Here is a 26,425-nt window from a genome sequence, read left to right as displayed (position 1 = left end):
GAAGAATAACTATGAAGCGTCTCATGTTGCGTTTTTCCCCGGGATTCCTGCTGCTGGCAGCCGTCAGCATGCTTGGCAGTGTCGCTCATGCCCAAAGCGAAGTGTTTCTGTGCGTAGACCAGAACGGCGTCAAGGAGTACAAGAATACCGGCGACACCAAGGGCTGCAAGCGCGTCAGCCTGCCGCCGCTGACGGTGACTTCGTCTGGCGGCGGCAGCAAGCCGGCGCCGCGCGAAGGCACCGCCAGCAAGCCGGCGGCATCGACTCCGACCGATTTCCCGAAAGTGGACAACGGCACACAAAAGGCGCGCGACAACGATCGCCGCCAGATCTTGCAGGATGAGTTGAGGAGTGAGCAACAGCGCCTGGAAAATCTCAAGAAAGACTACAACGACGGCACGCCTGAGCGCCAGGGCAACGAGAAGAACTACGCCAAGTACCAGGACCGCGTGGCTTCGATGAAGGAAGATATCTCGCGCAGCGAGAAAAACATCGACGCGCTCAACCGGGAACTGACGAATCTCAAGTAATTCTGACGCATGGTATCAACCTTGCTTAATGCATAAGGCCGCAATTGCGGCCTTTATTTTTGCCTATCCGGCTTAAGATAGAGCAGGGCTGGAATGCACCACATTGTGGCAATCCGGCATATTACAGACCGACATCGCTTACAAAGCTTGTTATGCTCGGAAAATGCACCATTTCAATCACCAGGATACTTCCCATGACAGCAGCGCAATGCGCCTTGCTGCCTGCAGCCTCGTTGCTTGCACGCGGCGCCAGTCGGAACCAGGTCTTTTCATGAGGATGCCCGGATGCCAATAAAAACCGCCGAACGTAACGTGCTCGCCAGCCTGGATCTGTTGGCTTCGGCCGTGCTGGTGCTGGATCCGCATGCGCGCTTGGTGTTTGCCAACGCCGCCGCGGAAAACATGCTGGAGAGTTCCTGCCGCTTGCTGAAGCAGCAAACCTTGTCTGACCTGTTCCTTAATCCCGAGCAGCTGCTGGCGATTTTCCGGCAGGCGCTGGAACACCAGTTCGATGATTCGCGCCAGGACCTGATCCTGGAGCGGGTGGGGCGCGAACCGCTGTGGGTCGACACGATCGTCACTGCGCTCGACAATCCCGAGATGCCGGTGCTGATCGAGCTGCGCGAGAACGTGCAGCAGCTCAAGCTGGAGCGCGAAGAGCGCCTGATCGACCAGAGCCAGGTCAACAAGGAGCTGGTGCGCAACCTGGCGCATGAAATCAAGAATCCGCTGGGCGGCATCCGCGGCGCGGCGCAGCTGCTGGAGCTGGAGTTGCCGGAGCGTCACGTCAAGGAGCTGCGCGAGTACACCCAGGTCATCATCAAGGAAGCGGACCGCCTGCAGACCCTGGTGGACCGCCTGCTGGCGCCGCACCGGCTGGCGCAGATCGTCGGCGATGTCGACATCCATGAAGTGTGCGAACGGGTGCGCAGCCTGATCGTCGCCGAGTTTCCCAGCGGGCTTGCCATCAAGCGCGATTACGACCTGTCGATCCCGGAGTTTCGCGGCGACAAGGAACAGCTGATACAAGCCATCCTGAATATCGCCCACAACGCCGCGCAAGCCTTGAGCGAACGCATCAAGGCCGGCGACGCCGAGCTGATTTTCCAGAGCCGGGTAGTGCGCCAGGTGACGCTGGCCAAGGTGCGTTACCGGCTGGCACTAGACTTGCATATCATCGACAATGGACCCGGCATTCCGGCCGAGATCCAGGAACGCATTTTCTATCCGCTGGTATCGGGACGCGACGGCGGCAGCGGCTTGGGCTTGACGCTGGCGCAGACCTTTGTGCAGCAGCACATGGGCGTTATCGAATGCGAAAGTCGGCCGGGATGCACGGATTTCAGAATTCTTATACCACTGCCTTGAAGTCTGTTTTTATCGCCATGATGGCGAGAACGAGCGGCTTATATCCGGTAAGTGTTTAGCGTGGCATATAGAGAAAAAATCATGAAACCAATCTGGATTGTTGACGACGACGAATCGATACGATGGGTGCTGGAAAAAGCGCTGGCCCGCGAGAATCTGACGACCAAGAGTTTTTCCAATGCGCGCGACGCCATTGAAGCGCTGCAAACCAATACGCCGCAAGTGCTGGTGTCCGATATCCGCATGCCGGGCGCCTCCGGCCTTGAATTGCTGCAAACCATCAAAGCCAAGTTTCCCGGCGTGCCGGTCATCATCATCACCGCATTTTCCGATCTCGATTCCGCAGTAGCGGCATTCCAGGGCGGCGCCTTTGAATACCTGGCCAAGCCGTTCGACGTCGACAAGGCAGTCGAGCTGATCCGCCGTGCGCTTGAGGAGAGCCTGCGCGAAGCGAATGTCGAACAGGCCTCGGCCGAGACGCCGGAAATCCTCGGCCAGGCGCCGGCCATGCAAGACGTGTTCCGCGCCATCGGCCGCTTGTCGCAATCGAATGTGACGGTGCTGATCACCGGCGAATCAGGCACCGGCAAGGAGCTGGTGGCGCGCGCACTGCACAAGCATAGCCCGCGTGCCTCGCAGCCGTTCATTGCGCTCAACACCGCGGCGATTCCAAAAGATTTGCTGGAGTCGGAATTGTTCGGCCATGAGCGTGGCGCATTCACCGGCGCCCAGGCTTCGCGCCGCGGACGCTTTGAACAGGCTGAAGGCGGCACCTTGTTCCTCGATGAAATCGGCGACATGCCTTTCGATCTGCAGACGCGCTTGCTGCGGGTGCTGTCCGACGGCCATTTCTACCGTGTGGGCGGCCATCAATCGCTGAAAGCCAATGTCCGCGTCATCGCCGCCACTCACCAGAACCTGGAAACCCGGGTGCGCGAAGGCTTGTTCCGCGAAGACTTGTACCACCGCTTGAACGTGATCCGCCTGCGCCTGCCGAGCTTGCGCGAGCGGCGCGAAGACATCCCTATCCTGACCCGCTATTTCCTCAGCCAGAGCGCCAAGCAGCTGGGCGTGGAAAGCAAGCGCGTCTCGGACAATGCCATGCGTTTCATGAGCGGCCTGGAATTGCCGGGCAATGTACGCCAGCTGGAAAACCTGTGCAACTGGATCACCGTCATGGCGCCCGGCCAGACGGTGGAGATCAAGGACTTGCCGCAGGACCTGGTGAGCGGTCGCGAACAGGGCACGCAGCTGGAAAGCCCGGCTAACCGGCCGGTAGCGTTTGATCCGCATCTGTCGGTCTCGACTGCCGGTAGCGGCGTTGCACAATATGCCGAGCCGGCGCCAGCCATGGTTGCGGCGCCAGGCGCCGGCGAGAAGCAGAGCTGGATCGCCTTGCTGGAAACGGAAGCCGCTAGCATGCTCAGCAATGGCGATGCCGACGTGATGGATGTGTTGGGCCGGCAGTTCGAATCGGCCCTGATCAAGATCGCCTTGCGCCATACGCATGGCCGCAAGAACGATGCCGCGGTGCGCCTGGGCATAGGCCGCAATACCATCACGCGCAAGATCCAGGAGCTGGGGATCGCCGGCGCCAAGGACGATTGAGGATAGGGACGCGCGCCAGCGTACAGTGATTTTTATTTCACTATACGCAGTGCGCGTTTCAGCTCCCGTAGCGCTGCAAGAGGATAAAGATGCGATGTGCCAACGATGGATGAAGCGGCGACTTTTCCTTGTTTGCAGTAGCGGCGAAATGTCGCGATAGATACGCCTAGATATTCCGCGGCCTCATCCACTGTGAATTCGCTCCCCTGCAAGTGCCCGAACAGTTCGGCATGGCTGAGATTGTCTCCGCTGGAGAAGGCTCGTCTGGCAATCAGCGAGAAGAATTTTTCCCGTTCATGCGAGGACATTTGCTGCAAGCTGATGAAAAGTGTTTCAGCTGTCAGTGTCATTTGTACCATCCGTTCGCTCTTAAATAAGCTTTGAGATCATCGTAGAAATTTTCGTGCGTGCCCAGCTTGTAAAAATCGATGAATAGAAAATCAGGGGACCGGTGTTCAGCCTTGTTCCCCATTTTTTGAGCCGGAACGTGATAGGCCATTAGATACTCCTGCGTCTTGTGTTTGAATTTATGGACATAAATCCCCGTCAAGTCGCTGCTCTTGGCTTCGCCAATGTCCGGCTTCGCGCACACCCGTAGCGTTTCATCTTCAATCACAGCCTGGAAAGGCTTGTGCTGTTTCTTCACAAAGGCGGAAAAGGGTTTCTTGTAGTTCGGCAGATAGGGCATGGGTATGTCTCATCTTTGTCAATTATGATATAGATCGCTATCAATCGCAAGTCGCAAGCAGGCGTGGAGATACAGCCCCATATTAAAGAATGCGGAGATGCGCAGAATTAAGGAAATCCGTAAGCAGGAAGCCGGAAACGCTGAAATGAGATAGCGGCTTCTACTTCAATTGGGGGGGGGCTACAAGGCAGCGCAGCTGATTTTCATGTATTGTGCGCCGCGGCGCCGAGATCGCATGCACTTCTGACTGGCGGGCCTATCATCGAGCAACGCATCGATAACAAGATTATTCGTCCGTCCACGAATCATGTGGGTCCAGAAGCATTAAAATTTGTCCCGATTGGTAAACGCAAATTCTGCTTGTGGTCAAAGTGACAATTCAGGCATGTGAGCGAGCCAACAGGTGGCTGCGTCGCCGTTTCTGCGATGTTGCCTATGCTTACTAATTGCCTTAGGGCAGGGACCACATGATCGCTCGTAACTACCTGAATTACCGTATTGCCTCCGCCCTGACGCTCACAGCCTTGCTGGCCGCTTGCGGCTCCAGTGTGCCGCTGGCCGAAACCAAGCCGGAACCGGCCTTGCCGAACCTGCTCAAGCCGGCGCCGGCAGCGAATCTGCTGACCGGTAATTTCTACTGCGAGCTGGGAAACCGGGTTGATCTCGCCAGCGGCACCGATGGCGCCGTCAAGCTCAGCTGGAAAGGCCGCAGCTATCCGATGACCACGGTCAGCACCACCACCGGCGCGGTGCGCCTGGAAGACCAGGCCAGCGGCCTGGTATGGATACAGATCCCGGCCAAGTCGATGTTGCTCAATTCCAAGCTTGGCCAGCAGCTGGCGAACGAATGCAAGCTGCGCTGATTGCCTGAACGGGCAAAACGTTCGAGTTGAGAGTACAAATAGAAGCATTGCGGTTCCTGGTTTTCCGTGTTGATTTTTACTTCAAGGAAAATAATGTCGGCTCCCATCTCCAACGTCCGCCCGAAATACGACAAGGTGCTGGTCGACATCGTCGACTACGTGAGCAAATACAAGATCACTTCCAAAGTGGCGTACGACACCGCGCGCAACTGTCTGATCGATACCCTTGGCTGTGGCCTGGAAGCCTTGGAATATCCCGCTTGCAAAAAGCTGATGGGCCCGATCATCCCCGGCACCGTGGTGCCTAACGGCGCCAAAGTGCCAGGCACGCAGTTCCAGCTCGATCCGATCCAGGCTGCCTTCAATATCGGCGCAATGATCCGCTGGCTAGACTTCAACGACACCTGGCTGGCAGCCGAATGGGGGCATCCGTCGGATAATCTGGGCGGCATCCTGGCGACTGCCGACTGGCTGTCGCGCAACGCCATCGCCGCCGGCAAGAAGCCGCTGACGATGAAAGACGTGCTGACCGCGATGATCAAGGCGCACGAAATCCAGGGCTGTATCGCCCTGGAAAATTCCTTCAACAAGGTCGGCCTCGACCACGTGGTGCTGGTCAAGGTCGCCTCGACTGCGGTGGTGGCCGAAATGCTGGGTCTGACCCGCGAAGAAATCCTCAATGCGGTATCGCTGGCCTGGGTCGACGGCCAGCCGCTGCGCACCTACCGCCACGCGCCGAATACCGGTTCGCGCAAATCCTGGGCGGCCGGCGATGCGACTTCGCGCGCAGTGCGCCTGGCGCTGATCGCCAAGAGCGGCGAAATGGGTTATCCATCGGTGCTGAGCGTCAAGACCTGGGGCTTCTACGATGTTCTGTTCAAAGGCCAGCCATTCAAGTTCCAGCGCAAATATGCATCGTATGTGATGGAAAACGTGCTGTTCAAGATTTCCTACCCGGCCGAATTCCATGCGCAAACCGCGGTGGAGGCGGCCATGATCCTGCACGCGGAGCTGGCCAAGGCCGGCCTGTCGGTGGACGACATCAAGAAGATCACCATCCGCACCCACGAAGCCTGCATCCGTATCATCGACAAGAAGGGACCGCTCGACAATCCGGCCGACCGCGATCACTGCATCCAGTACATGGTGGCGCTGCCGCTGATTTTTGGCCGCTTGACTGCCGCCGATTATGAAGACAAGATCGCCGCCGACAAACGTATCGACGTCTTGCGCGACAAGATCGTCTGCGTTGAAGACCAGGTTTTCACCAAGGATTACCACGATCCGAAGAAGCGTTCTATCGCCAACGCGCTGACAGTGGAATTCAAGGGTGGCAAGAAGCTGAAGGAAGTGGTGGTCGAATATCCGATCGGCCACGCACGCCGCCGCAAGGAGGGTATCCCGCTGCTGGAAGCCAAGTTCAAGATCAACCTGGCGCGCCAGTTGTCGCTCAAGCAGCAACAAAAGATCCTGGACGTCTCGCTGGATCAGAAAAAACTGGAAGACATGGCGGTCAATGAATATGTCGACTTGTATGTGATCTGAAAATTGCGCCGGTCAGAGCGGGGCGCAATTTTATTTGCACTTATTTGTACGAGGGCGCCCGCAGAGGCGTAGTGTGGGCAGCAGTGCCGACGCGTAATTTCGGCAATGTGTGGGCAAGATTTCCCCACCCGACGATTTTTAAAAAAACGAGGAGACAGCATGAGTTTCGCCACCTTTTACCAGCGCTCGATCGATGAACCGTCAGCGTTCTGGACCGAGCAGGCGCGCCGGATCGACTGGCACCATCCATTCTCGCAAGTGCTCGACGACAGCCGGCCGCCGTTTGCCAGATGGTTTGTCGGCGGCACCACCAACCTGTGCCATAACGCGGTCGACCGCTGGGTAGCGACGCGCGGCGAACAGCCGGCGCTGATAGCAATTTCGACTGAAACCAATACAGAGAAGACATACTCCTTCCGCGAACTGCATGCGGAAGTCAACCGTACCGCGGCCATCATGCAGTCGCTCGGCGTCGGCCGCGGCGACCGCGTGCTGCTCTACATGCCGATGATCGCCGAGGCAACCTTCGCCATGCTGGCTTGCGCCCGCATCGGCGCCATCCATTCGGTGGTGTTCGGCGGCTTTGCCTCGCACAGCCTGGCGAGCCGCATCGACGACGCCACGCCGAAGCTGATCGTTTCCGCCGACGCCGGCTCGCGCGCCGGCAAGATATTGCCCTACAAGGGCTTGCTGGACGAGGCGATCAAGCTGGCGCGGCACAAGCCGGAGCACGTCCTGCTGGTCGACCGCGGCCTGGCTGCGATGGATACGGTTGCCGGCCGCGATGTCAATTATGCCGAGCAGTGCCAGCTGCACATGGACGCCAAGGTGCCGGTGACCTGGCTGGAATCCAACGAGGCTTCCTATATCTTGTACACCTCCGGCACCACCGGCAAGCCCAAGGGCGTGCAGCGCGATGTCGGCGGTTATGCGGTGGCGCTGGCGACTTCGATGGACGCCATCTTTTGCAGCAAGGGCGGCGGCACGTTTTTCTGCACCTCCGACATCGGCTGGGTGGTCGGCCATTCCTACATCGTTTACGGCCCCTTGATTGCAGGCATGGCGACGATTTTGTACGAGGGTTTGCCGATCCGGCCCGACGCTGGCATCTGGTGGAGCATCGTTGAGAAATACAAGGTCACGCGCATGTTCTCGGCGCCGACGGCGATCCGGGTATTGAAAAAGCAGCCGCCCGAGCTGATGCAAAAATACGACCTGTCGTCCTTGCAGGCGCTCTATCTGGCCGGCGAGCCGCTGGATGCAAGCACCTCCAGCTGGATCTCCAGCGCGCTGGGCGTGCCGGTGATCGATAACTACTGGCAGACCGAGTCCGGCTGGCCGATCATGACTATCGCCAAGAATATCGAAAACAAGGCGAGCAAGCTGGGCAGTCCCGGCCTGCCTATGTATGGCTACAAGGTGCGGCTGCTGAATGAATCCACCGGCGCGCTGTGCGGCGCCAACGAGAAGGGCGTGGTGGTGATCGAATGGCCGCTGCCGCCGGGCTGCCTGCAAACCATCTACGGCGACGACCAGCGCTGCGTCGCCACCTATTGGACAACGCAAATGCCCGACAGCGGCCGCCCGGCCTACTCGACCTTCGACTGGGGTATACGCGACGAGGATGGCTATTACTTCATTCTCGGCCGCACCGACGACGTCATCAATGTCGCCGGCCACCGGCTCGGCACGCGCGAAATTGAAGAGAGCATTTCCAGCCATCCGAATGTGTCCGAGGTGGCGGTGGTCGGCGTCGAGGACAAGCTGAAGGGCCAGGTGGCTGTGGCTTTCGTGATTCCCAAGGTGGCCGAAAGCAGCGCTGAAGGACGGGGCCGGCTGGAGGCGGAGATCATGCGCGTGGTGGACCAGCGGCTTGGCAGCGTAGGCCGGCCGGCACGTGTCTACGTGGTCGGCCTGTTGCCGAAAACCCGCTCCGGCAAGCTGTTGCGCCGTTCCATACAGGCGCTCTGCGAAGGGCGCGATCCCGGCGACCTGACCACGATCGAGGATCCCGCTTCGTTACAGCAGATCAAGGAAGCCTTGCTTGGCTGAGGCTATCAGGGCAATGCCATGGCGCGTATTTGAGCAATGCGGCGCCGGCGATGCAGGTTTGCGCGGTATGATGGGGGATCAGCTCTTGTAACCTGCTTTTATATCCATCCCAGCCATGACTCACATCATACGCCCGGCCACCATCGCCGATGCAGCAGCTATCTGCCATATCTACAATCCCTACATCCTCGATACCGTCATCAGCTTTGAAACCGAGCCGGTGACGGCCGAGCAGATGAGCCAGCGCATCCTCGACATCACAGCCAACCTGCCCTGGCTGGTGTGCGTCGAAGGCGACCAGGTCCTGGGCTACGCCTACGCCACCAAATGGCGCGCGCGCGCAGCTTACCAGCACGCGGTGGAAAGCTCGGTGTACCTGTCGCCGCTGGCCGCCGGCAAGGGGCTGGGCAGCGCGTTGTACCGTGCACTGATCGCGGAACTGGAAAAATTGCCGGTGCATACGGTGATCGGCGGCATCGCCTTGCCTAACGCCGCCAGCGTCGGCCTGCATGAAAAGATGGGCTACGTCAAAGTCGCGCATTTTGCCCAGGTCGGCAAGAAATTCGACCGCTGGATCGATGTCGGCTATTGGCAACGGGTATTGCGATGAAACGGGAGACAGCGCCGCCGCTGCCGATTGTCGACGGCGTGGCGCCCAGCTATCTGTGGCTGCCGGTGGAAACCTGGCCGAACCTGCTGGCGTTCCTGGAGCAGCGCTTTCCTGCGATTTCCGCTGCGACCTGGATAGAGCGTATGGCGCGCGGCGAAGTGGTCGACGGCAAGGGCGCGCGGCAGGCGCCGGACAGCCCGTACCGCCGCGGTACCTGTATTTTTTACTATCGCGAGCTGGAAGCCGAGACACCGATTCCATTTGAAGCAACCATCTTGTATCAGGACGAGCGGATACTGGTGGCCGACAAGCCGCATTTCCTGCCGGTGATCCCGACCGGGCGCTTCCTGCATGAGACCTTGCTGGTGCGCCTGAAAAAGAAGACCGGCCTGGCGCAGCTGACGCCGATCCACCGGCTCGACCGCGAAACCGCTGGCGTGGTGATCTTTTCCCATGACGTCGCCAGCCGCGGCGCCTACCAGTCGCTGTTTCAGCAGCGGCTGGTCGACAAGACCTATGAAGCGCTGGCACCGACCCGGCCGGAGCTGGCATTGCCGCTGGTGTATCGTAGCCGCATGGTGGACGGCACGCCTTTTTTCCGCATGCAGGAAGAGGCCGGCGAGGCCAATTCGGAAACCCGCATCGAGCTGATCGAAGAACGGCAAGGCTGCAGCCTGTACCGTCTGCAGCCGCTGACCGGCAAGAAGCACCAACTGCGTGTACATTTGGCGGCATTGGGGATACCGATTATCAACGATAGCTTTTATCCGGATGTCTATCCCTGCAAGGGCGACGACTGGTCGGCACCGCTGAAACTGCTGGCACGGGAGATTGCTTTCATCGATCCCGTGGACGGCCGCCGGCGCCATTTTGCCAGCCAGCGCCAGCTTTGAAATCACATAAGGAATTGACCAGCAGATGAGCAATATCAGGAGAACGCAATGAGATCAACCCGAGCTACGGCGGCGGTCGAACGTCTCAATGCCCGCAGCACCGAAGTACGGTATTCGATGGTGCGCACCGCGGAAGAGCTGTTTTACCTGACGCAGAACGCCGGCTTTGATGCGCCCGTCAAGCTTAGCGACGCGCTGGAGCTGGATGACTTCGTGCGCTTCGTCAACGCCTACGGCCCGCAAAAGCCCAGGCGCATCAGCAAGCTGGACGTGGCTTTTGAAAAGCAGCTGAAGAAAAAAGAGTAGCAGCGCCATGAGCGATCAAGCCGCCGGCAAAGTACACGCGATCCTGGTGCATGGCATGGGCCGCACGCCGGTCTCCATGCTGCTGCTCTCCAGGCGCTTGCGGGCGGCCGGCATCACTACCCATCTGTTCGCTTATTCAGCCGCCTTCGAGCGCTGGCAGCCTTGCCTGCAGCGCCTGCGCAAATTTATTGTGAGCCGTGCCGGCGATGAACGTTTCATCATGGTCGGCCACTCGCTGGGCTGTGTGCTGACGCGCGGCGTATTGCCGCAGCTGGATCACGCGCCGGAAATGGCCTTCCTGTTAGCGCCGCCGACCCGCGCCTCCAGCTATGCGATCAAGTTGTCGCGCTGGCGCCTGTTCCGTTTGATTACCGGTGAGATGGGGCAGCTGCTAGCCAGCCAGGATTTCATGGACAGCCTGCCGGTGCCATCTATTCCGCTGCACGTGTATGCCGGCATCAAAGGACCGCGCGGCAGCTGGACGCCGTTCGGCGACGAGCCCAACGACGGCATCCTGTCGGTCGGCGAAGTGCAGCTGGGAACGCTGCCGCTGCATCTGCTGCCGACCATACACACCGTCATCATGAATTCACGCCAGGTGGCCCGCGATATCGTGGCCACCGTCAAGTCTTCGTAAATCTTAGCGGGCCGGCACCGGAATGCCCGGGATCAGGTCGCCGCCGGTCTGATGGCCCTTGATCCGCAGCACCAGTATCGCTGCGATGATGCAGGCTGCGCCCATCAGCATCGACGACAGGGTATAGCTGCCCAGGCTGTTGCGCAGCGAACCCGCCAGCATGGTGGCGCTGGCAGCGCCCAGCTGATGGCCGGCAACGATCCAGCCGAACACGATAGGCGCCGCCAGCCGGCCAAACACGTCGTTGGCCAGGCGCACGGTCGGCGGCACGGTGGCGATCCAGTCCAGGCCATAAAACAGCGCGAAGACCGGCAAGCCGAAATAGCTGAGGCCGAAGGCATGCGGCAGGAAAATCAGGGCGATGCCGCGCAGGCCGTAATACCAGAACAGCAGCACGCGCGGATTGTAGCGGTCCGACAGCCAGCCCGACATGGTGGTGCCGACCAGGTCCAGCATGCCCATGGCGGCCAGGATGCTGGCGCCGCCTACGGCGCTGATCCCGTAGTCGCCGCACATGGCGATGAAATGCGAACCGATGTAGCCGTTGGTGCTCATGCCGCAAATGAAGAAGCTGAAGAACAGCAGCCAGAAATCGCGGATCTTGACCGCCTTGGCTAGGGCACCAAAGGCGATCGTCAGCGGATTCTTGCCTTTGCTGACGGCTTCCGGCGGCAAGTCCTCAAACTGGCCGTAACGCTTCATGCCGATATCCTGCGGCCGCTCAGGCAGGAAGATAGCCACCAGCGGAATCGCCAGGGCCGCTACGCTGGCCACCAGGATCGCCACCGAACGCCAGCCGAAATGCTCGACCATGTAAGCCATCAAGGGCAAGAACACCATCTGGCCGGTGGCGGAGCTGGCGGTCAGCAATCCCATTGCCAGCCCGCGCCGCGTCTCGAACCAGCGGCCGACGATGGTCGCCGCCAGCGTGTTGGCGGCGACGCCGCTGCCGGATCCCACCAGGATGCCCCAGGCCAGCACCATATGCCACGGCATCGTCATGAACGTGCTGGCGAAGGTTCCCACCGCCAGCAGCACCAGCGCGCCCAGCACGATAGGCCGGATGCCGTAGCGCTGCATGGCTGCCGCCGAGAACGGCCCGATCAAGCCGTACAGCGCGATATTGACTGAGATGACGAAGGAGATGGTGGTGACGGTCCAGCCGAATTCGTGCTCCAGCGGCAGTATCATCACCGACGGCGTGGCGCGGATGCCGGCAGCGGAAAGCAGAACCAGGAAGATGATGCCGACGACTATCCACACATAGCTAAAACGAAGGCGCGCCATGATGGCTTGGATGGTGGTGTTCATGGGATGGAGTGCTCGTGTTGTTCAAACTTGAGGTTGGCGTTGTCGACCAGATTCATCAAGGCACGATGCGTCTCGTCGCCCAGGATTGCATTGATTTCGTTTTGCGCCTTGCGCCAGTTGGGCATGGATGCCTGCCACTTTTGGCGGCCGGCGGCAGTCAGGCTGACGCCGAAAGAGCGCTTGTCGGTCAGCATCTCCAGCGGCAGGTCGACGGTCGCTATCCAGCCGAGCGCGATCAAGGGCTTGAGCGTGCGGCTCATGGTGCTGCGGTCCATGCCCATGTTGGCAGCCAGCGGGATTACGCCGATCGGCCCATATTTGCCTATCCTGGCTAGCAAAGAGTACTGGCTGATGGTCAGTTCATCCGCCGCAAGATAGTGATCGTAGATATTGGTCATCTTGCGCGTGAGCTGGCGCAAGGTTGAGCAGCTGCATTGGCTTTGCATGTTTTACCTGTTTATTATGTATATACATCGATGCATATGCATAATATTGCTGAAGCAAACGCTTGTCAACATGCTTGTTGCAATTTGAGCTCAGGATATTTGGTGGGAAGTGCGGCCGTGACGGGGATCCTGATTTCGATCAGGTAATTGTGCCTAAACCTGGCAGCCGGGAAGTAAGGGATATGGGGCGGGGCGGTAGCAGCGAGTCGCGCGATTCAGGCCCGCGCCGAATGATTTATGCAGCAAGGCTCTTGTAGAGCCGCCCAGTTCTGAGATCGCCGATCCTTCAATTCACGCGTTTGCAAACGGCGCCAGATCTTCATCTCATTCTGGGGCGGAGAAGTGCGTACAGGGCGCTTGTTCCTTCGCACCCCGTACGCACATTAATTTACTTCATCGTTCTGGAGTGCGCCTCAGCAAACTGGGAGAAATCCAGGTCGCTGCGGTATTTAGACCAAACTGTGAGCGTTACCATTGCAATGAATCCGGTCACGATCAGAGCGGGGTAGGCGGCCAGCAATTGCACTATCGAATATTTCCAGGCCAGTGGACGGCCGACACCCAGCATTGCTGCGTAAAACCAGGATACGGCTGACACCGCTCCGGCGAAAATTGCCAGCATGCGTTGATTGAATGCCATTTGCAGCAGCGAACCCGCCTTTTCCATCGCAGGCATCACCGCACTGTGGAGAACGAAGCCGTTAAGCGTCAACAGCGCCACGATGGTTAATTTGGCTTGCATTTTTGGATTGGAAAAATACGCAGCAAATCCTTTGACTGAGACGTCAAGCCAAACGATTGCAATCCCGGTTATCCATAACGCGACGAGTGCCAGAGTAACTGTCTTTTTAAGAGAGTTCAATTGCTCGGTTTCTTGCTTTTCTGCAGTATCGCCTTTGATAAGTTGTTTGACCATGGCGATGTCGCTGGTGAGAACAAGACCGATCGCTACACAGCAGGCGATAAGATGAAGATATACGATACTCAGACGAAATAATTCCATTGGGAATCCTTATTTAAATCATAAACATAATAATAAAATGAGAACTGCCTTTTTATTTTACAAATTCTTACAAATTAAGAGACGGCATTTTTTAATTTCTCGTGAAAGAGCAATATTTAATATTGCGGAATTAAAACTATTGCGAATAGTTGTTAATTCCATCAAATGGGAATTGAGGCATTCGATCTCCTTTTAATTTAATAGTGAAATGCCCAGCTGACACGTATATTCACTAGGGGGATTCATCAAAAATCTGAGCGTGGAAATATATAAGCTCAAGGATAAAATTACCGGCACGAAATGAAAATAGGCACGTGTCGAAAATTTTTGAAGAATATATCACGATTTAGTTCAAATTAATTCCAATTAATAATTCAATGATTTTGTTAATGGAAACTATTATTGCTGAATTAATATTCTATGTTTGAATATTTTCAATTTCATGTGAGTAATTTATTTCTTATTCTTGTTAATTATTATTTATAATATTTCAATTTAAAGATATTAATTATTAATTTGTATTTATTTAAATTCATCTTAAATTCATTTGTTGAATATTGAGAATATCAAAGGCTTCCTTGCATAAATAATCGCCGGCCGTGACGCCCTTTTATCAGGCAAATTTAGGGTGTTGAGATGATCGTCGCCGTGCTCAAGTGGGTGGGGCGACTCAGTTTGACTGGGCAGACTTGCAGCTGGGCGACTTGCCGCTCAAAGTCGCGCGCCATAATCAACTCGTATTTGTCAGAGCGCACGACCCCTTGCCCGATCCAGTCATTAAGGGCCAAGAAATGCTTTTGCAGCGGCATTAGCTGATTACGCGCAAATACGCGAGCGGCAGGTTCAACAGCGCCGAAGCCGCCGGCATTGGCTCCGCATGATTCGCTTCAGTTGCAGCGCTACGCTGTGGATGGCAAGAACATCGTGGCGGGTTATGCCCTAGTCGCCGCCGCAAGTTCGTTGATGCGCGCGTGGTCAGTCGTCAGATCCGCGCCAGAGACAATGCGATGGGCGGCACCGCTGAAAGTATCGACGCTTTGATCAGACATGCCCCGGCCGGGTAGCGGGTGCGGTAACATTGCTGCCTGTCACGCTGGGTAGTCATACCTGGATCAATTGGGTAGCCAGAGATCTGAAATTCGCCGGATACTCTCCGAAACCCGCGCCAAATAAGGATGTGTAGTAATGAAAAAGATCGCAACGTGGAACGTCAACTCCCTCAAGGTACGCCTGCCGCAAGTGTTGCAATGGCTGGCCGACAACCCGGTTGACATCCTGGCCCTGCAGGAAACCAAGCTGACCGACGATAAATTCCCAGCAGCGGAAATCGAAGCTGCCGGCTACCACGTGGTGTTCAGCGGTCAGAAGACTTATAACGGCGTTGCGATTTTGTCACGCCACCCGATTACCGACGTGGTCAAGAACAACCCGCTCTACGAAGACCTGCAGCAGCGCATCATCGCCGCCACCATCGACGGCATCCGGGTGGTGTGCGCCTATATCCCCAACGGCCAGGCGCCTGATACGGAAAAATATCAGTACAAGCTGAAGTGGCTGGACGCCTTGCACGACTGGCTGCAGAGCGAGCGCCAGCAGCACGCCAAGCTGGTGCTGCTGGGCGATTACAATATCGCACCGGAAGACCGCGACGTCCACGATCCGGCGGCCTGGGTGGGACAGAACCTGGTGTCGCCGCCGGAGCGGGCGGCGTTTGCGCGCTTGCAGGCGCTGGAGTTGACCGATGCTTTCCGCATGTTCGAGCAGCCGGAAAAGCTGTTCAGCTGGTGGGATTACCGGCAGATGGGCTTCCGCCTCAACCGCGGCATGCGGATCGACCATATCCTGCTGTCGCCGCCGCTGGCGGCGCAATGCACCGCTTGCGTGATCGACAAGGTGCCGCGCAAGTGGGAGCAGCCTTCGGACCATGCGCCGGTGATTGCTACGCTGAGCTGATTTTACGGCTGCAGAAATAAAAACGGGGTGCTGGCAGTCATGCCAACACCCCGTTTTCCATGCTGTCTACTGAATGATTATTTGGCCGCAGCTGCGCGGTTCATCAGGAAAGTGGTCAGCAGGGCCACCGGACGGCCGGTAGCGCCTTTGGCCGCGCCGCTCTTCCATGCCGTGCCGGCGATGTCGAGGTGGGCCCAGGTGTATTTCTTGGTGTAGCGTTCCAGGAAGCAGGCTGCGGTGATGCTGCCGCCGGCCGGGCCGCCGATGTTTGCCATGTCGGCAAAATTCGACTTCAGCTGTTCCTGGTAGCTGTCTTCGATCGGCATGCGCCATGCGGTGTCGCCGGTCGCCTTGCCGGCGCTCAGCAACTCGTTGGCCAGGGCGTCATGCGCGCTGTCGTGACGGGTGAACAGACCGGAGTTGTGGTGGCCGAGGGAAGTCACGCAAGCGCCGGTGAGCGTCGCGATATCGACCACGGCAGCCGGCTTGAAGCGTTCCACATAGGTCAGGGCATCGCACAGCACCAGGCGGCCTTCGGCGTCGGTGTTGAGGATCTCGATGGTCTGGCCGGACATGGAAGTGACGATGTCGCCTGGCTTGGTAGCTGTGCCGGAAGGCATGTTTTCCGTGGCCGGGATCACGCCGATGACGTTCAGCTTCAGCTTCAGTTCAGCGATGGCGCGGATGGTGCCCAGCACCGAACCGGCGCCGCACATGTCGTACTTCATTTCATCCATGCCGGCGCCGCCCTTGAGCGAGATGCCGCCGGTGTCAAAGGTGATGCCCTTGCCGACCAGTACGGTCGGAGCATCCTTGGCTTTGCCGCCGAGGTGCTTGATGATGATGAACTTCGGCGCTTCGCCGCCGCCGCGCGCGACCGACAGGAAACTGCCCATTTTCAAGGCTTCGAGCTGCTTGCGGTCCAGTACTTCGACCGACAGCTTGAATTCCTTGGCCAGTTTCTTGGCGGTGTTGGCCAGATAGGTCGGGGTGCAGACGTTGCCAGGCAGGTTGCCCAGTTCCTTGGTCAGGTCGATGCCGTTGGCCAGGGCCAGGCCTTCAGCCACGGCTTGCTTGGCGGCAGCTGCCTTGGCGGCAGCGACCAGGAAGATGACTTTCTTGACGCCGGATAGTGTTGTCTCTTTTTTACTTTTCAGGGTATCCGAACGATAGCTGTTATCGCGCAGCACCAGGATGCTGTTGCGGATGGACCATGCCAGGTCGCGTTCCGGGGTTTGCTTGACCAGGCCATCGAACGGCAGCGCCAGCAGGGCGTCGTTGCCGCCCAGGGTAGCGATGACGCGCGCCACGCACAGAGCCGCCATGGACATGGCCTTGTCGTTCAGCTCGCCGTCCGGGCCGAGGCCGATCAGCAGCACGCGCTCGGCGGCGACGCCGGCGACTTTGCGCAATAGCAAAGTGGAGCCTGGTTTACCGGAAATATCTCCGGACTTTAGTGCAGCAGTGATTTCACCAGATTTGTCAAGAGCTTGCGCTTGTGGCGAGAGTTTCTTGTTTTCATAGATCCCGACTGCGATACAGCCGGCTTTCAGAGAGGCAATTGAGGTTTTTGCGTCAATGGTTTTTATGCTAAAGTCCATCACTTACTCCTTTTTTTGATCCGCAATTATATTCCCCAATGATCTTTCAGCGCGCACTCCGACGCGAATTAATTAGTACCGCCGGCGCAGTTTTTACTACGCTCTTCACAATTATCGTCACGGTAATGTTGATCAAGATTCTGGGACAAGCAGCCGGAGGACAGATTGCGTCCCAGGATGTGGTCGCGCTGATTGGTTTTCAATCCCTCAACTACATGCCGATCCTGCTGATCCTGACCGGCTATATCTCGGTGCTGCTGGTGGTCACGCGCAGCTACCAGGATTCCGAAATGGTGGTCTGGTTTGCCTCCGGCCAGAGCCTGGTGCGCTGGGTCCGGCCTGTGCTGGAATTCGGTTTGCCGATCATTATCCTGACAGCCATCCTGAGTTTCGTGGCGACGCCCTGGGCTAACAGCCAGAGCGCGCAATACCGCGAGCGCTTTGAAAAGCGCGAAGATATTTCCCGTGTTTCTCCCGGCAAGTTCCAGGAATCGGCCGCCGCCAACCGCATCTTTTTCGTTGAGGGCGTTTCCGGCGACAGCACCAAGGTCAAGAACGTCTTCGTGAATACCCAGCAGGATGGCAAGAACAGCATCGTGGTGGCCAAGGAAGGCAATCTGGAAATCGACAAGAACGGCGACAAGTTCCTGATTCTGTCGAAAGGACGCCGCTACGACGTCCTGTCCGGCAAGAACGAATTCCGCCAGATGGAGTTCGAACGCTACGGGGTGCTGGTTGCCAGCAATTCGCAGGCCGAGAATGGCGATCGCTCGGCGCAGGCCTTGCCGACCGCCGATTTGCTAAAAGATCGCAACGGTTTCAATCTGGGCGAGCTGCTGTGGCGCTTGTCGCTGCCGCTGATGGCGCTGTGCCTGATGCTGCTGGCGATACCGCTCAGCTTCGTCAACCCGCGGGTGGGCCGTTCCGCCAGCCTGCTGATCGCGCTGCTGCTGTACGTTTCCTACAGCAACGTCACCAGTATTTTCCAGGCTGCGGTGGTGCAGGGCCGCCTGTCGTTCTTGCTGGCCTGGTGGCCCATGCATCTGATCGTGCTGATCATTGTCGGCCTGCTGTTCATGTGGCGCCTGAACGTCAACAGCCGCTGGCATCCGCTGGTGATGTGGTCTGCAATCAAGCATGCACGCCTACTTAAAAATAGAAAATCGACTAAAAAATCGGCGGCAGCATGAAGGTATTGCAACGTTACTTTACTTCCGAGATTGTCCGTTCGGTCTTGTTTACGCTGGCGGCGTTCCTGGCGCTGTTCGCGTTCTTTGACCTGACCACCGAGCTGAAGTCGGTCGGCCATGGCGGCTACAAGCTGCAGCATGCCTTCGTGTTCGTCCTGCTGGGCCTGCCCAGCTACGCCTATGAACTGATGCCCATCGCGGCGCTGATCGGCACCATCTACACCTTGTCGCAGTTCGCCGCGCGCTCTGAATTCACCATCATGCGCGTGTCCAGCATGTCGACCTTCATGACCGCCAAGATCCTGATCAAGATCGGCTTGTTGTTTGTGGTGGCGACGGTACTGATCGGCGAATTCGTCTCGCCCAAGAGTGCAGAGTTTGCCGAAAAGCTGAAGCTGCAAGCCAAGGGTTCCTCGATTTCGCAGAAATTCAAGACCGGCCTGTGGAGCAAGGACGTGATCCGCACCGACGGCACCAGCGGCGAAATCACCGGTTCGCGTTTCATCAACATCGCCGAGATCAAGCCGGATGGCCAGCTGGTCGGCGTCAAGCTGTATGAGTTCGACCGCAACCTCCACATGACCGGGTTGATCCAGGCCGGCCACGCCGACTATAAGGGCCAGCACGTCTGGCGCCTGGATGACGTGGTGCAGACCGACTTCGTCAACGGCAGCTCGACCGAAGACATCACCACGGCGATCGCTACCAAGAAATTCCCCAGCAAGGATCTGGTTTCTGAAATCACGCCGGAGATCCTGTCGGTCCTGTTTGCCGATCCGGACCATATGTCGGCCTACAATTTGTGGGCCTATTCCAAGCATCTGGAAGAAAACAACCAGCACAGCGAACGCTACGACATCGCGTTCTGGAAAAAGCTGGTGTACCCGTTCTCGGTATTCGTGATGATGGCGCTGGCCTTGCCGTTTGCCTACCTGCATTTCCGCACCGGCGGCGTCAGCCTGAAGATCTTTACCGGCATCATGATCGGCGTCAGTTTCCAGCTGGTCAATACGTTGTTCTCTCATTTGGGTTTGCTGAATACCTGGCCGCCGTTCTTTACCGCGGCCTTGCCCAGCACCCTGTTCCTGCTGATTGCGATCGGCGCCTTGTGGAAGATTGAGCGGCAGTAGCGCCGCTCAGGTCAGCGTATGTCGCAAACATCTCCGGTCCCACAACAAGCGCTTATCCTGTTTGCCCATGGCGCGCGGGATCCCTTGTGGGCGACACCGTTTGAAGCCTTGCAGCAGATTCTCCGGCAGCAGCGGCCGGCGTTGCGGGTCGGCCTAGCCTTCCTCGAATTGATGCAGCCGGATTTACCGGGATTGCTGCAGCAGCTGGCGGCGGAGGGCATCCGCGAAGTGAGCGTGGTGCCGGTATTCCTCGGTCAGGGCGGCCATGTGCGGCGCGATCTGCCGGCCCTGATCGCGCAGGCCCAGCAACTGCACCCGCAATTAGTTATTACGGTAGCGCAGGCGGTGGGCGAGCAGCCGCAGGTGCTGGATGCAATCGCCGCTTATTGCGCTTCTACTCTGCCGCAACCTTGATACTTTCCGAGGTTTGCCTGCCCTTGGCCCGCAGCCAGGCGATGAAGTTGCTCAGCACTGGATCCTGCAGGCTGGTACGGTACAGCAAGTGAAACCCTTTGTCCTGCAAGTGCAAGTGCGGAAACGGCGGCAGCAGGCTGCCGTGCGCCAGATCCTCTTCCATCAGGGCCAGCGAACCCATGGCCACGCCGAGATCGGTGAGCGCCGCCTGCAAACTCAAAAAGAAATGTTCATAGATCTGGCCCGGCAGCTGGCCTTTGATCGGCACGCCGACTTCGCCAAACCAGCGGGTCCAGGTTTCCGATCGGCTTGACAGATGTAGCAGGGACGCCTGCAGCAGATCTTGCGGCTGCTTGAGCTGATGCTGCTGCAGGTAGCGCGGCGACGCCACCGGCGTCAGCACATCGTCCAGGAAGCGTATGCATTCATAGTCGGCCCTGTGCATCGGGCTACGCCGTATCAACACATCGAACGGTTCCTTGATCGCTTCCACCGCCACGGTCGAGGTGGTGACGCGGATTTCCACCCGCGGATTCTCTATCTGGAACGACGACAGCCGCGGAATCAGCCAGCGCATCGCCATCGACGGCGTGCAGCTGACGCGGATGATGCGCACCTTGCCGGTATTCAGCAATTGCTCCGCGCCCAGCGCGATGCGGTCCAACCCGGCTTTGACGTCGGTGAAAAACAGCCGCGCCGCCTCGGTCGGCTCGACCCCGCGCTGTCCCCTGGCAAACAGGGTGACGCCGAAATGCTGCTCCAGCAGCTTGATCTGCTGGCTCACTGCGCTGTGCGTGATGTGCAGTTCGGCGGCGGCCTGGGTCAGGCTGCCGGTGCGTACCACGGCTTCGAATACGCGCAGGGGCTTGAGCGGAGGGAGTCTGGTTTTCATGTTAAATAAACTTATATTGCGGATAGAAAATACGGCTTTCAGTCTAAACTTGATGAGCCTATTCTACAAGCATTGTTCCTGAGGATTTGGCTTTCCTGCAGGGAGTTCTTGGTGCTTATATCGAGGTCTTGTATGTCGCTATCCAATAAATTTTCTAATATTAAGGGTTACTGGAAAAGAACCGCTGCCGGCACCGGCATAACGCTGCCGGAGGCGGAGCAGGCCTATCTTGCCGCGGCAGCGGATCATCAGGATCTGGAGCGCCGCATGCGGGTGCTGGACTGTCGCCACGGTTCGGTTTTGCATACGCTGCGGGTGTTGAAGATCAATTCTTACTGAGCTGCATCCGGTAGCGGCCAGCGGCGAACGCTGTGGCGATTTCCCAAGCGCCGGAGATGTGTTGGCAAGGCACAAATTTCAGGGAATGTAAAGTCATTTACTTGACATAATAGCCAGTCAGAAATATAATCTTGGTATTGCATTGTATGGAGGTCCATATTTTGGACAGTTGTTCTAGTAGTAGCGGTGGATGGGTCCTCAGCCCGGCACATTACGCATAGTCTTTAGCAGACCTCCGTCGTCGGCTGCAGCTTGCGTCTATGCGAGCTGTAGTATCGTAAAATTTTATCGTCGGTTTTCGCGGTAAATATCGTAGCAATGTTGTAGCAGATAACGCCGCAACGATACTCCCATCCTGTTTTTGTAATACCGATTGTTCGTGCTGCCATCTGGCGGATCGCGTGCGGCCGTGTATTTCCGGTTCCGGATCTTCCCGGGCTTGGCGTTTTTCCTGTGCATCTTGCAGGTCAGGCGTTCAGCCAGGCGACGATCCTGGCAGGAAATGCATCCTTGCGCCCGACCGGCAGGCAGGAACAACGGAAGTGGGAAGGAAATCGCCATGCCATTCAATAAACTGCATGCATTTTTAAAAAAACACCGTTCTTCGTTCGCCGTATCGCAGCAGGATCACGATTCTGCTCTGCCGTACCGCATCGTGACCACTTGCCGCAGTTCGGAAGTGGCGCATCTGGAAGACTTGATGCGCCGGCTGCTGGCGAGCTATGAGGTTACCTATCAAGCCAACGAACCTGCCGTGCAGGCTAACCTGACCGCCATCACGGTGGAAGTGAAATGCTCAGTGCGCGAGCGTGCCGGACTGGTGCAGCTGGTGACCCGTTTGGCGCAGGAAATCAGCGTTCGCAGCGTGCGCTGGGAAAGCATTCCCCAACGCTCGGCGCGGACGGCGAAGGCCGCTTATGAACCTTCCACGCGGGGTGGTAGTCCAACGATACAACCGGCTTGATCAGGTTTGATCAGGCATTTTTGAATCAGGAGCTTTTGAAATGGACTGTTCCAGTTGTCCGGCTTACCGGACCAGAAATACAGTAGCAAAAATACGTAAAGCAATTGTCTGCTTGCAGTGGTCTGAACCAGTCTAGCTAGCCTCCACTTTTCCCGTGTCGGTTAGCCAGGCTGTTCAGCTTGCAATCGACTGGCGGAATGTCTCTCTTTCACCGTCGCTGTCGTGCGTGCCTCAACGGGCGCGTTGCACAATCGCTTTCCATGATGTTTAAGCGCTGCCGGCGTTGTCGTTCATGCGACACCTGCGCAGCAAGCATGAAGAGGTGAAATGATGACTATCAAAACATTGCTGGGTCTGGCATCCGGCAAACAAAACAAAGCAAACAGCGGCGGCAGCAACTGGACCTTTGGCTGGTCGCCCAGCCAGGCTTCGGCGCATTCCAGCAACGCAAAGCCGGTCAAGCGCAGCGCCGCTTCCAGCGACCGTGCGGTCGGCATGTACGGCGTGCTGGCGACGCGCAGCGGCAACGGCCGCTAAATAATCGAAATGAAGAAGGGCAGTTCCGCCGCCGCAGAATCTGGCAGCGGGCTGCTGCTATTGGAATGCGTTGGTTTTCCGGTAGCGCTGCCTAGGTGTTAGCGCAGACCGGCAAGCGTCAGAGTCAAAGGAAATATCGCAGGTAAGGAGTCAACAATGAAATGGGAATTTTTGAATAAAAGAGTAGCAGTATTCTTGGTATTGACCGTAGTGGCCGTCGGCCTGGTCAGCTGGATCAATGTCTTGTCACCGGAAGACCGCCTGGATCAGTCGGGGCCGGTCTTGCAAAAAGCGCTGGCGTCGGAAGCCCACGTCAAGCCTATCGTTCGTTAAGCGTATATCCGACGCCGGCGGCCTGCTTTAGGCCGCGTTCCTGGCCTTGGCCGATCCAGATTGTTCGATTGCCAGCGGCTGTTCGGCGCGGCTGGCCAGCGCCTCGCCTATCATCACCAGCACCGGACCTTCACATTGCTGCAAGCCTTGCTCCAGATGATCCAGGCGCAGGCGCAGGATGCGCTGATTGTCGCGGCTGCAGTTTTCCACCACCACCACCGGCGTTGCCGCGGAGCGGCCTTGCGCCAGCAGCCGCTGCGCAGTGGCGGCCGCTTCGCGGCCGCCCATGTATTGCACCAGCGTGTCGCAGTTCGGCATATTGACCTGCTCGGATTCGCCGGGCGCGGTGCTGGAAGTAAAGAAAGCAACGCTACGCGCCACGCCCCGCTTGGTGAGCGGCTGCTGTGATGTGGCTGCGGCCGCCAGCGCGGCGCTGATGCCAGGCACCACTTCGACCGCGATGCCGTGCTTTTCCAGCGCCCGCAATTCTTCATCGGCACGGCCGAACAGCATCGGATCGCCACCCTTCAAACGCACCACCACGGCATATTTGCGGGCATTGTCGACCAGCTGCTTGTTGATGAACTGCTGAGCGGTGGAGAGCTTGCCGCAACGCTTGCCGACCGCGATCTTCAAGGCTTGCGGGCAGAGCGCCAGCATGTCTGCCGTCACCAGGGCATCGTGCAGCACGACGTCGGCCTGCGCCAGCAGGCGGGCGCCGCGCACCGTGATGAGATCGGCGGCGCCAGGGCCGGCGCCGATCAGATAGACTTTGCCATAGGTGGCTTGAGCGCTGGCGTGGGTGGCTTGCATGACGTGTTCCGGTGCGTGGGTGAGGGTTAGCGTTGGCTCAATCGAGACGGATCATGCCTGCGGCGACGGTCTGGTGCGTGACTTCGTCGATCAGGATGAAGGCGCCGGTGGCGCGGATCTCATCGTAGGAATCGGCAGCGATGGCTTGCTGCAGATTGAGCGAGACGCGGGCGATGTCGTTCAGCTTGAGCGATTCCGCCGGCCGCCGCTGCTGGGTATTGATGTCGAGCAGCGTATCGATCTTGGTGATGCGCGCCGCGGTTTGCTTGGTGCTGTGCTTGAGCCAGTATTTGCGGCGCAGGTCGAGCGCATCTTCCGACAGCCAGCAGAGATCGGCGCTGACGGTCTTCAGCAGGGCCGGGGCGCGCTCCACCGAAGTCAGCATGTCGCCGCGCGAAATATCCAGGTATTCCTCCAGCAGCAAGGTCACCGACTGGCCGACCGCGGCCGACGGCAGCGAGCCTTCCAGCACCAGGATGTCTTTCACGGTGGCGCTCTGACCGCTAGGCTGCACGATCAACTTGTCGCCCTTGCTGACCTTGCCGGCCTCGATGCGGCCCATGTAGCCGCGGAAATCGTTGGCTTCGTGGCCGTTGTGGCGCGCCACCAGCTGCACCGGAAAGCGGAACGGCTCGTCATGCGACTCGTCGTAGACGCTGAGCGATTCCAGCAGCTCGATCAAGGTCGGGCCTGTGTGCCAAGGCATCTTGTCGCCAGCCGCCACCACATTGTCGCCGGCCAGCGCCGACAGCGGGATCGGGCGCACGTCGCGCAGGCCGAGCTGTTCGGCGAATTCCTGGTAGGCGGCCACAATGCGGTCGTACACGGTCTGGTCGTAGTTGACCAGATCCATCTTGTTGACCGCCACCACCACGTGCTCGATCTGCAGCAGGTGCGCAATGGTCGAGTGGCGCTTGGTCTGGGTCAGCAGTTCGACGCTGCCGTCGTCGCCCAGTTTTACCTTGGAGACGTCGATCAGGATGATCACCGCATCAGCAGTCGAGGCGCCGGTCACCATGTTGCGCGTGTATTGCTCATGGCCAGGGGTGTCGGCGATGATGAACTTGCGCTTCGGCGTGGCGAAATAGCGGTAGGCGACATCGATGGTGATGCCTTGCTCGCGTTCGGCTTCCAGGCCGTCGGTCAGCAGGGACAGATCGATGGTGTCGCCGACCGTGCGTTTGTGCTTGGCGCGCGACATGGCGTCCAGCTGGTCGGCGAAGATGCCTTTGCTGTCGAACAGCAGGCGGCCGATCAGGGTGCTCTTGCCGTCATCCACCGAGCCGGCGGTAATGAAGCGCAGCAAGCCGCGCTCTTGGCCGCGTTGTTGTGGCGTTGTACCGGTGTCGGTGTTCAAGTTGCTGTTCACGTTATTAACAACGGCGTTCATCAGAAATATCCTTCTTTTTTGCGTTTTTCCATCGAGGCTTCCGAGGTCTGGTCATCCATCCGGGTAGCGCCGCGTTCGGTGATCTGGGTTACCGCGGTTTCGGCGATGATGGCTTCGACTGTAGCCGCATCGGAGGCTACCGGGCAGGTGCAGGAAATGTCGCCGACGGTGCGGAAGCGCACTTCCCGGGTTTCCACCACTTCGCCTTCGCGCGCCGGGGTCAGGTCGGTCAGCGGCACCAGCAAGCCGTTGCGCGGGATCACCTGGCGCTGATGGGCGAAATAGATGGGCGGCAGTTCCAGCTTTTCGCGGGCGATGTATTGCCAGACGTCGAGTTCGGTCCAGTTGGAGATCGGGAACACACGCATGTTTTCGCCCGGATGCACGCGGGTGTTGTACAAGTCCCAGAGTTCCGGCCGTTGCGCCTTCGGATTCCATTGGCCGAATTCGTCGCGGAAGGAAAAAATGCGTTCCTTGGCGCGCGCCTTTTCTTCATCGCGGCGGGCGCCGCCGATGCAGGCGTCGAACTTGTGTTCGGCAATGGTTTCTAGCAGGGTTACGGCTTGCGCCGCATTGCGCGAATCGGTCTGCGGATTGCGCAGACGCACGGTGCCGCGCTTGATCGAATCCTCGACCGAGCCGACGATCAGGCGTTCGCCCAGTTCCGCCACGCGCTTGTCGCGGAAGGTGATCACTTCGGCGAAGTTGTGGCCGGTATCGATATGCACCAGCGGGAAAGGGAATTTGCCGGGGCGGAAAGCTTTTTCCGCCAGGCGCAGCATCACCACCGAATCCTTGCCGCCGGAGAACAGCAGCGCCGGATTGCCGCATTCCGCCGCTACTTCACGCATGATGTGGATGGCTTCCGATTCCAGCCAGTCGAGATGGCGGTTAGCGGCTTTGTCCAGGAAAAAATTTTCAACAACTGTGTTCATATCGGTTCTTGTCTTTTAATCAAGCGATGCATCGGGACGGGATGTAGTGACATCAGCGATGTAATGATTCAGCG

28 protein-coding genes are annotated in these 26,425 nt (G+C 58.3%); 18 read left to right on the top strand and 10 right to left on the bottom strand.

Annotation, left to right across the window (positions count from 1 at the left end; all coding sequences use genetic code 11):
- Positions 1–11: 11 nt before the first annotated feature.
- From BCF11_RS05650 to ntrC, 3 genes are all read left to right on the top strand, one after another.
- Positions 12–530: a DUF3450 domain-containing protein gene (locus BCF11_RS05650; RefSeq protein WP_233212382.1), complete on the top strand. Its 519-nt coding sequence runs from the start codon at positions 12–14 to the stop codon at positions 528–530.
- Positions 531–815: 285 nt separating this feature from the next.
- Positions 816–1,898, top strand: a complete 1,083-nt coding sequence (glnL, locus tag BCF11_RS05645) for a nitrogen regulation protein NR(II) (protein WP_098493878.1) — start codon at positions 816–818, stop codon at positions 1,896–1,898.
- Between the two features lie 81 nt (positions 1,899–1,979).
- Positions 1,980–3,506 (top strand): nitrogen regulation protein NR(I), encoded by a 1,527-nt coding sequence (ntrC, locus tag BCF11_RS05640; protein WP_098493877.1) that lies wholly within the window; start codon positions 1,980–1,982, stop codon positions 3,504–3,506.
- A 32-nt stretch (positions 3,507–3,538) separates the two neighbouring features.
- Here ntrC and BCF11_RS05635 read toward each other — a convergent pair whose 3' ends face one another.
- Together BCF11_RS05635 and BCF11_RS05630 are read right to left on the bottom strand one after the other, a co-directional pair.
- Complete coding sequence (locus BCF11_RS05635) at positions 3,539–3,856, bottom strand: helix-turn-helix domain-containing protein (protein ID WP_098493876.1); 318 nt, start codon at positions 3,854–3,856, stop codon at positions 3,539–3,541.
- On the bottom strand, positions 3,853–4,194 hold the full coding sequence (locus BCF11_RS05630) for a type II toxin-antitoxin system RelE/ParE family toxin (protein ID WP_098493875.1): 342 nt from the start codon (positions 4,192–4,194) through the stop codon (positions 3,853–3,855). The genes BCF11_RS05635 and BCF11_RS05630 overlap by 4 nt, the downstream gene beginning before the upstream one ends.
- Positions 4,195–4,661: 467 nt before the next feature.
- Here BCF11_RS05630 and BCF11_RS05625 point away from each other — a divergent pair, with 467 nt between their 5' ends.
- The 7 genes from BCF11_RS05625 (at position 4,662) to BCF11_RS05595 (ending at position 11,100) form a co-directional block, all read left to right on the top strand.
- Positions 4,662–5,057, top strand: coding sequence for a hypothetical protein (locus BCF11_RS05625; RefSeq protein WP_098493874.1), 396 nt, complete (start codon positions 4,662–4,664; stop codon positions 5,055–5,057).
- Between the two features lie 93 nt (positions 5,058–5,150).
- The gene (locus BCF11_RS05620; RefSeq protein WP_098493873.1) at positions 5,151–6,602 is read left to right on the top strand and encodes a bifunctional 2-methylcitrate dehydratase/aconitate hydratase; all 1,452 of its coding nucleotides are present in this window, start codon (positions 5,151–5,153) and stop codon (positions 6,600–6,602) included.
- 159 nt (positions 6,603–6,761) lie between these two features.
- Positions 6,762–8,654, top strand: coding sequence for a propionate--CoA ligase (locus tag BCF11_RS05615; RefSeq protein ID WP_098493872.1), 1,893 nt, complete (start codon positions 6,762–6,764; stop codon positions 8,652–8,654).
- A gap of 115 nt (positions 8,655–8,769) precedes the next feature.
- The gene (locus BCF11_RS05610; RefSeq protein ID WP_199110762.1) at positions 8,770–9,264 is read left to right on the top strand and encodes an arsinothricin resistance N-acetyltransferase ArsN1 family B; all 495 of its coding nucleotides are present in this window, start codon (positions 8,770–8,772) and stop codon (positions 9,262–9,264) included.
- Positions 9,261–10,157 carry an RluA family pseudouridine synthase gene (locus BCF11_RS05605; RefSeq protein ID WP_098493871.1) on the top strand — a complete coding sequence of 299 codons (897 nt, stop codon included), beginning with the start codon at positions 9,261–9,263 and terminating at the stop codon, positions 10,155–10,157. Before BCF11_RS05610 ends, BCF11_RS05605 begins: the two co-directional genes overlap by 4 nt.
- Positions 10,158–10,205: 48 nt before the next feature.
- Positions 10,206–10,463 (top strand): hypothetical protein, encoded by a 258-nt coding sequence (locus BCF11_RS05600; RefSeq protein WP_098493870.1) that lies wholly within the window; start codon positions 10,206–10,208, stop codon positions 10,461–10,463.
- Between the two features lie 7 nt (positions 10,464–10,470).
- Entirely contained in the window at positions 10,471–11,100 is a 630-nt protein-coding gene (locus tag BCF11_RS05595) for a triacylglycerol lipase (RefSeq protein ID WP_098493869.1), read from the top strand.
- A gap of 3 nt (positions 11,101–11,103) precedes the next feature.
- Here BCF11_RS05595 and BCF11_RS05590 read toward each other — a convergent pair whose 3' ends face one another.
- From BCF11_RS05590 to BCF11_RS05580, 3 genes are all read right to left on the bottom strand, one after another.
- Positions 11,104–12,411 carry an MFS transporter gene (locus BCF11_RS05590; RefSeq protein ID WP_098493868.1) on the bottom strand — a complete coding sequence of 436 codons (1,308 nt, stop codon included), beginning with the start codon at positions 12,409–12,411 and terminating at the stop codon, positions 11,104–11,106.
- Positions 12,408–12,857 carry a MarR family winged helix-turn-helix transcriptional regulator gene (locus tag BCF11_RS05585; protein WP_098493867.1) on the bottom strand — a complete coding sequence of 150 codons (450 nt, stop codon included), beginning with the start codon at positions 12,855–12,857 and terminating at the stop codon, positions 12,408–12,410. Before BCF11_RS05585 ends, BCF11_RS05590 begins: the two co-directional genes overlap by 4 nt.
- A gap of 388 nt (positions 12,858–13,245) precedes the next feature.
- On the bottom strand, positions 13,246–13,860 hold the full coding sequence (locus tag BCF11_RS05580; RefSeq protein ID WP_098493866.1) for a DUF2214 family protein: 615 nt from the start codon (positions 13,858–13,860) through the stop codon (positions 13,246–13,248).
- A 1,185-nt stretch (positions 13,861–15,045) separates the two neighbouring features.
- Between BCF11_RS05580 and xth the strand changes: the two genes are divergently transcribed.
- Complete coding sequence (gene xth / locus BCF11_RS05570; protein ID WP_098493865.1) at positions 15,046–15,813, top strand: exodeoxyribonuclease III; 768 nt, start codon at positions 15,046–15,048, stop codon at positions 15,811–15,813.
- A 77-nt stretch (positions 15,814–15,890) separates the two neighbouring features.
- Here the strand turns inward: xth and BCF11_RS05565 are convergent, their stop codons facing one another.
- Entirely contained in the window at positions 15,891–17,414 is a 1,524-nt protein-coding gene (locus BCF11_RS05565; protein ID WP_098493864.1) for a leucyl aminopeptidase, read from the bottom strand.
- A gap of 38 nt (positions 17,415–17,452) precedes the next feature.
- Between BCF11_RS05565 and lptF the strand changes: the two genes are divergently transcribed.
- Genes lptF through BCF11_RS05550 form a run of 3 tightly spaced genes read left to right on the top strand, consistent with a single transcriptional unit; the run spans position 17,453 to position 20,148 of the window.
- On the top strand, positions 17,453–18,604 hold the full coding sequence (gene lptF / locus BCF11_RS05560; RefSeq protein ID WP_098493863.1) for an LPS export ABC transporter permease LptF: 1,152 nt from the start codon (positions 17,453–17,455) through the stop codon (positions 18,602–18,604).
- The gene (gene lptG / locus BCF11_RS05555) at positions 18,601–19,734 is read left to right on the top strand and encodes an LPS export ABC transporter permease LptG (RefSeq protein WP_098493862.1); all 1,134 of its coding nucleotides are present in this window, start codon (positions 18,601–18,603) and stop codon (positions 19,732–19,734) included. Before lptF ends, lptG begins: the two co-directional genes overlap by 4 nt.
- A gap of 18 nt (positions 19,735–19,752) precedes the next feature.
- The gene (locus BCF11_RS05550) at positions 19,753–20,148 is read left to right on the top strand and encodes a sirohydrochlorin chelatase (protein WP_098493861.1); all 396 of its coding nucleotides are present in this window, start codon (positions 19,753–19,755) and stop codon (positions 20,146–20,148) included.
- Here the strand turns inward: BCF11_RS05550 and BCF11_RS05545 are convergent.
- Entirely contained in the window at positions 20,129–21,040 is a 912-nt protein-coding gene (locus BCF11_RS05545; protein ID WP_098493860.1) for a LysR substrate-binding domain-containing protein, read from the bottom strand. The two genes, BCF11_RS05550 and BCF11_RS05545, sit on opposite strands and share 20 nt — an antisense overlap.
- Before the next feature lie 132 nt (positions 21,041–21,172).
- Here BCF11_RS05545 and BCF11_RS05540 point away from each other — a divergent pair, with 132 nt between their 5' ends.
- The 4 genes from BCF11_RS05540 (at position 21,173) to BCF11_RS27925 (ending at position 23,213) form a co-directional block, all read left to right on the top strand.
- On the top strand, positions 21,173–21,379 hold the full coding sequence (locus BCF11_RS05540; protein WP_098493859.1) for a DUF3563 family protein: 207 nt from the start codon (positions 21,173–21,175) through the stop codon (positions 21,377–21,379).
- A gap of 559 nt (positions 21,380–21,938) precedes the next feature.
- Positions 21,939–22,343, top strand: coding sequence for a hypothetical protein (locus tag BCF11_RS05535; RefSeq protein ID WP_098493858.1), 405 nt, complete (start codon positions 21,939–21,941; stop codon positions 22,341–22,343).
- 327 nt (positions 22,344–22,670) lie between these two features.
- Positions 22,671–22,880 carry a hypothetical protein gene (locus BCF11_RS05530; RefSeq protein ID WP_098493857.1) on the top strand — a complete coding sequence of 70 codons (210 nt, stop codon included), beginning with the start codon at positions 22,671–22,673 and terminating at the stop codon, positions 22,878–22,880.
- Between the two features lie 156 nt (positions 22,881–23,036).
- Entirely contained in the window at positions 23,037–23,213 is a 177-nt protein-coding gene (locus tag BCF11_RS27925; RefSeq protein WP_158229148.1) for a hypothetical protein, read from the top strand.
- 27 nt (positions 23,214–23,240) lie between these two features.
- Here the strand turns inward: BCF11_RS27925 and cobA are convergent, their stop codons facing one another.
- The 3 genes from cobA to cysD are packed head-to-tail and all read right to left on the bottom strand — an operon-like array spanning position 23,241 to position 26,351.
- Positions 23,241–24,026, bottom strand: coding sequence for a uroporphyrinogen-III C-methyltransferase (gene cobA / locus BCF11_RS05525; RefSeq protein WP_098493856.1), 786 nt, complete (start codon positions 24,024–24,026; stop codon positions 23,241–23,243).
- Between the two features lie 37 nt (positions 24,027–24,063).
- Positions 24,064–25,416 (bottom strand): sulfate adenylyltransferase subunit 1, encoded by a 1,353-nt coding sequence (locus tag BCF11_RS05520; protein WP_233212381.1) that lies wholly within the window; start codon positions 25,414–25,416, stop codon positions 24,064–24,066.
- Positions 25,416–26,351 carry a sulfate adenylyltransferase subunit CysD gene (gene cysD / locus BCF11_RS05515; protein WP_098493855.1) on the bottom strand — a complete coding sequence of 312 codons (936 nt, stop codon included), beginning with the start codon at positions 26,349–26,351 and terminating at the stop codon, positions 25,416–25,418. Before cysD ends, BCF11_RS05520 begins: the two co-directional genes overlap by 1 nt.
- Between the last annotated feature and the right edge of the window lie 74 nt (positions 26,352–26,425).

The sequence above is a fragment of the Collimonas sp. PA-H2 genome (assembly GCF_002564105.1).
In the GTDB taxonomy this organism is placed as follows: domain Bacteria; phylum Pseudomonadota; class Gammaproteobacteria; order Burkholderiales; family Burkholderiaceae_D; genus Collimonas.
The sequence above is the reverse complement of the archived record's forward strand: the minus strand, read 5'-3'. Positions and strand labels throughout refer to the sequence as shown.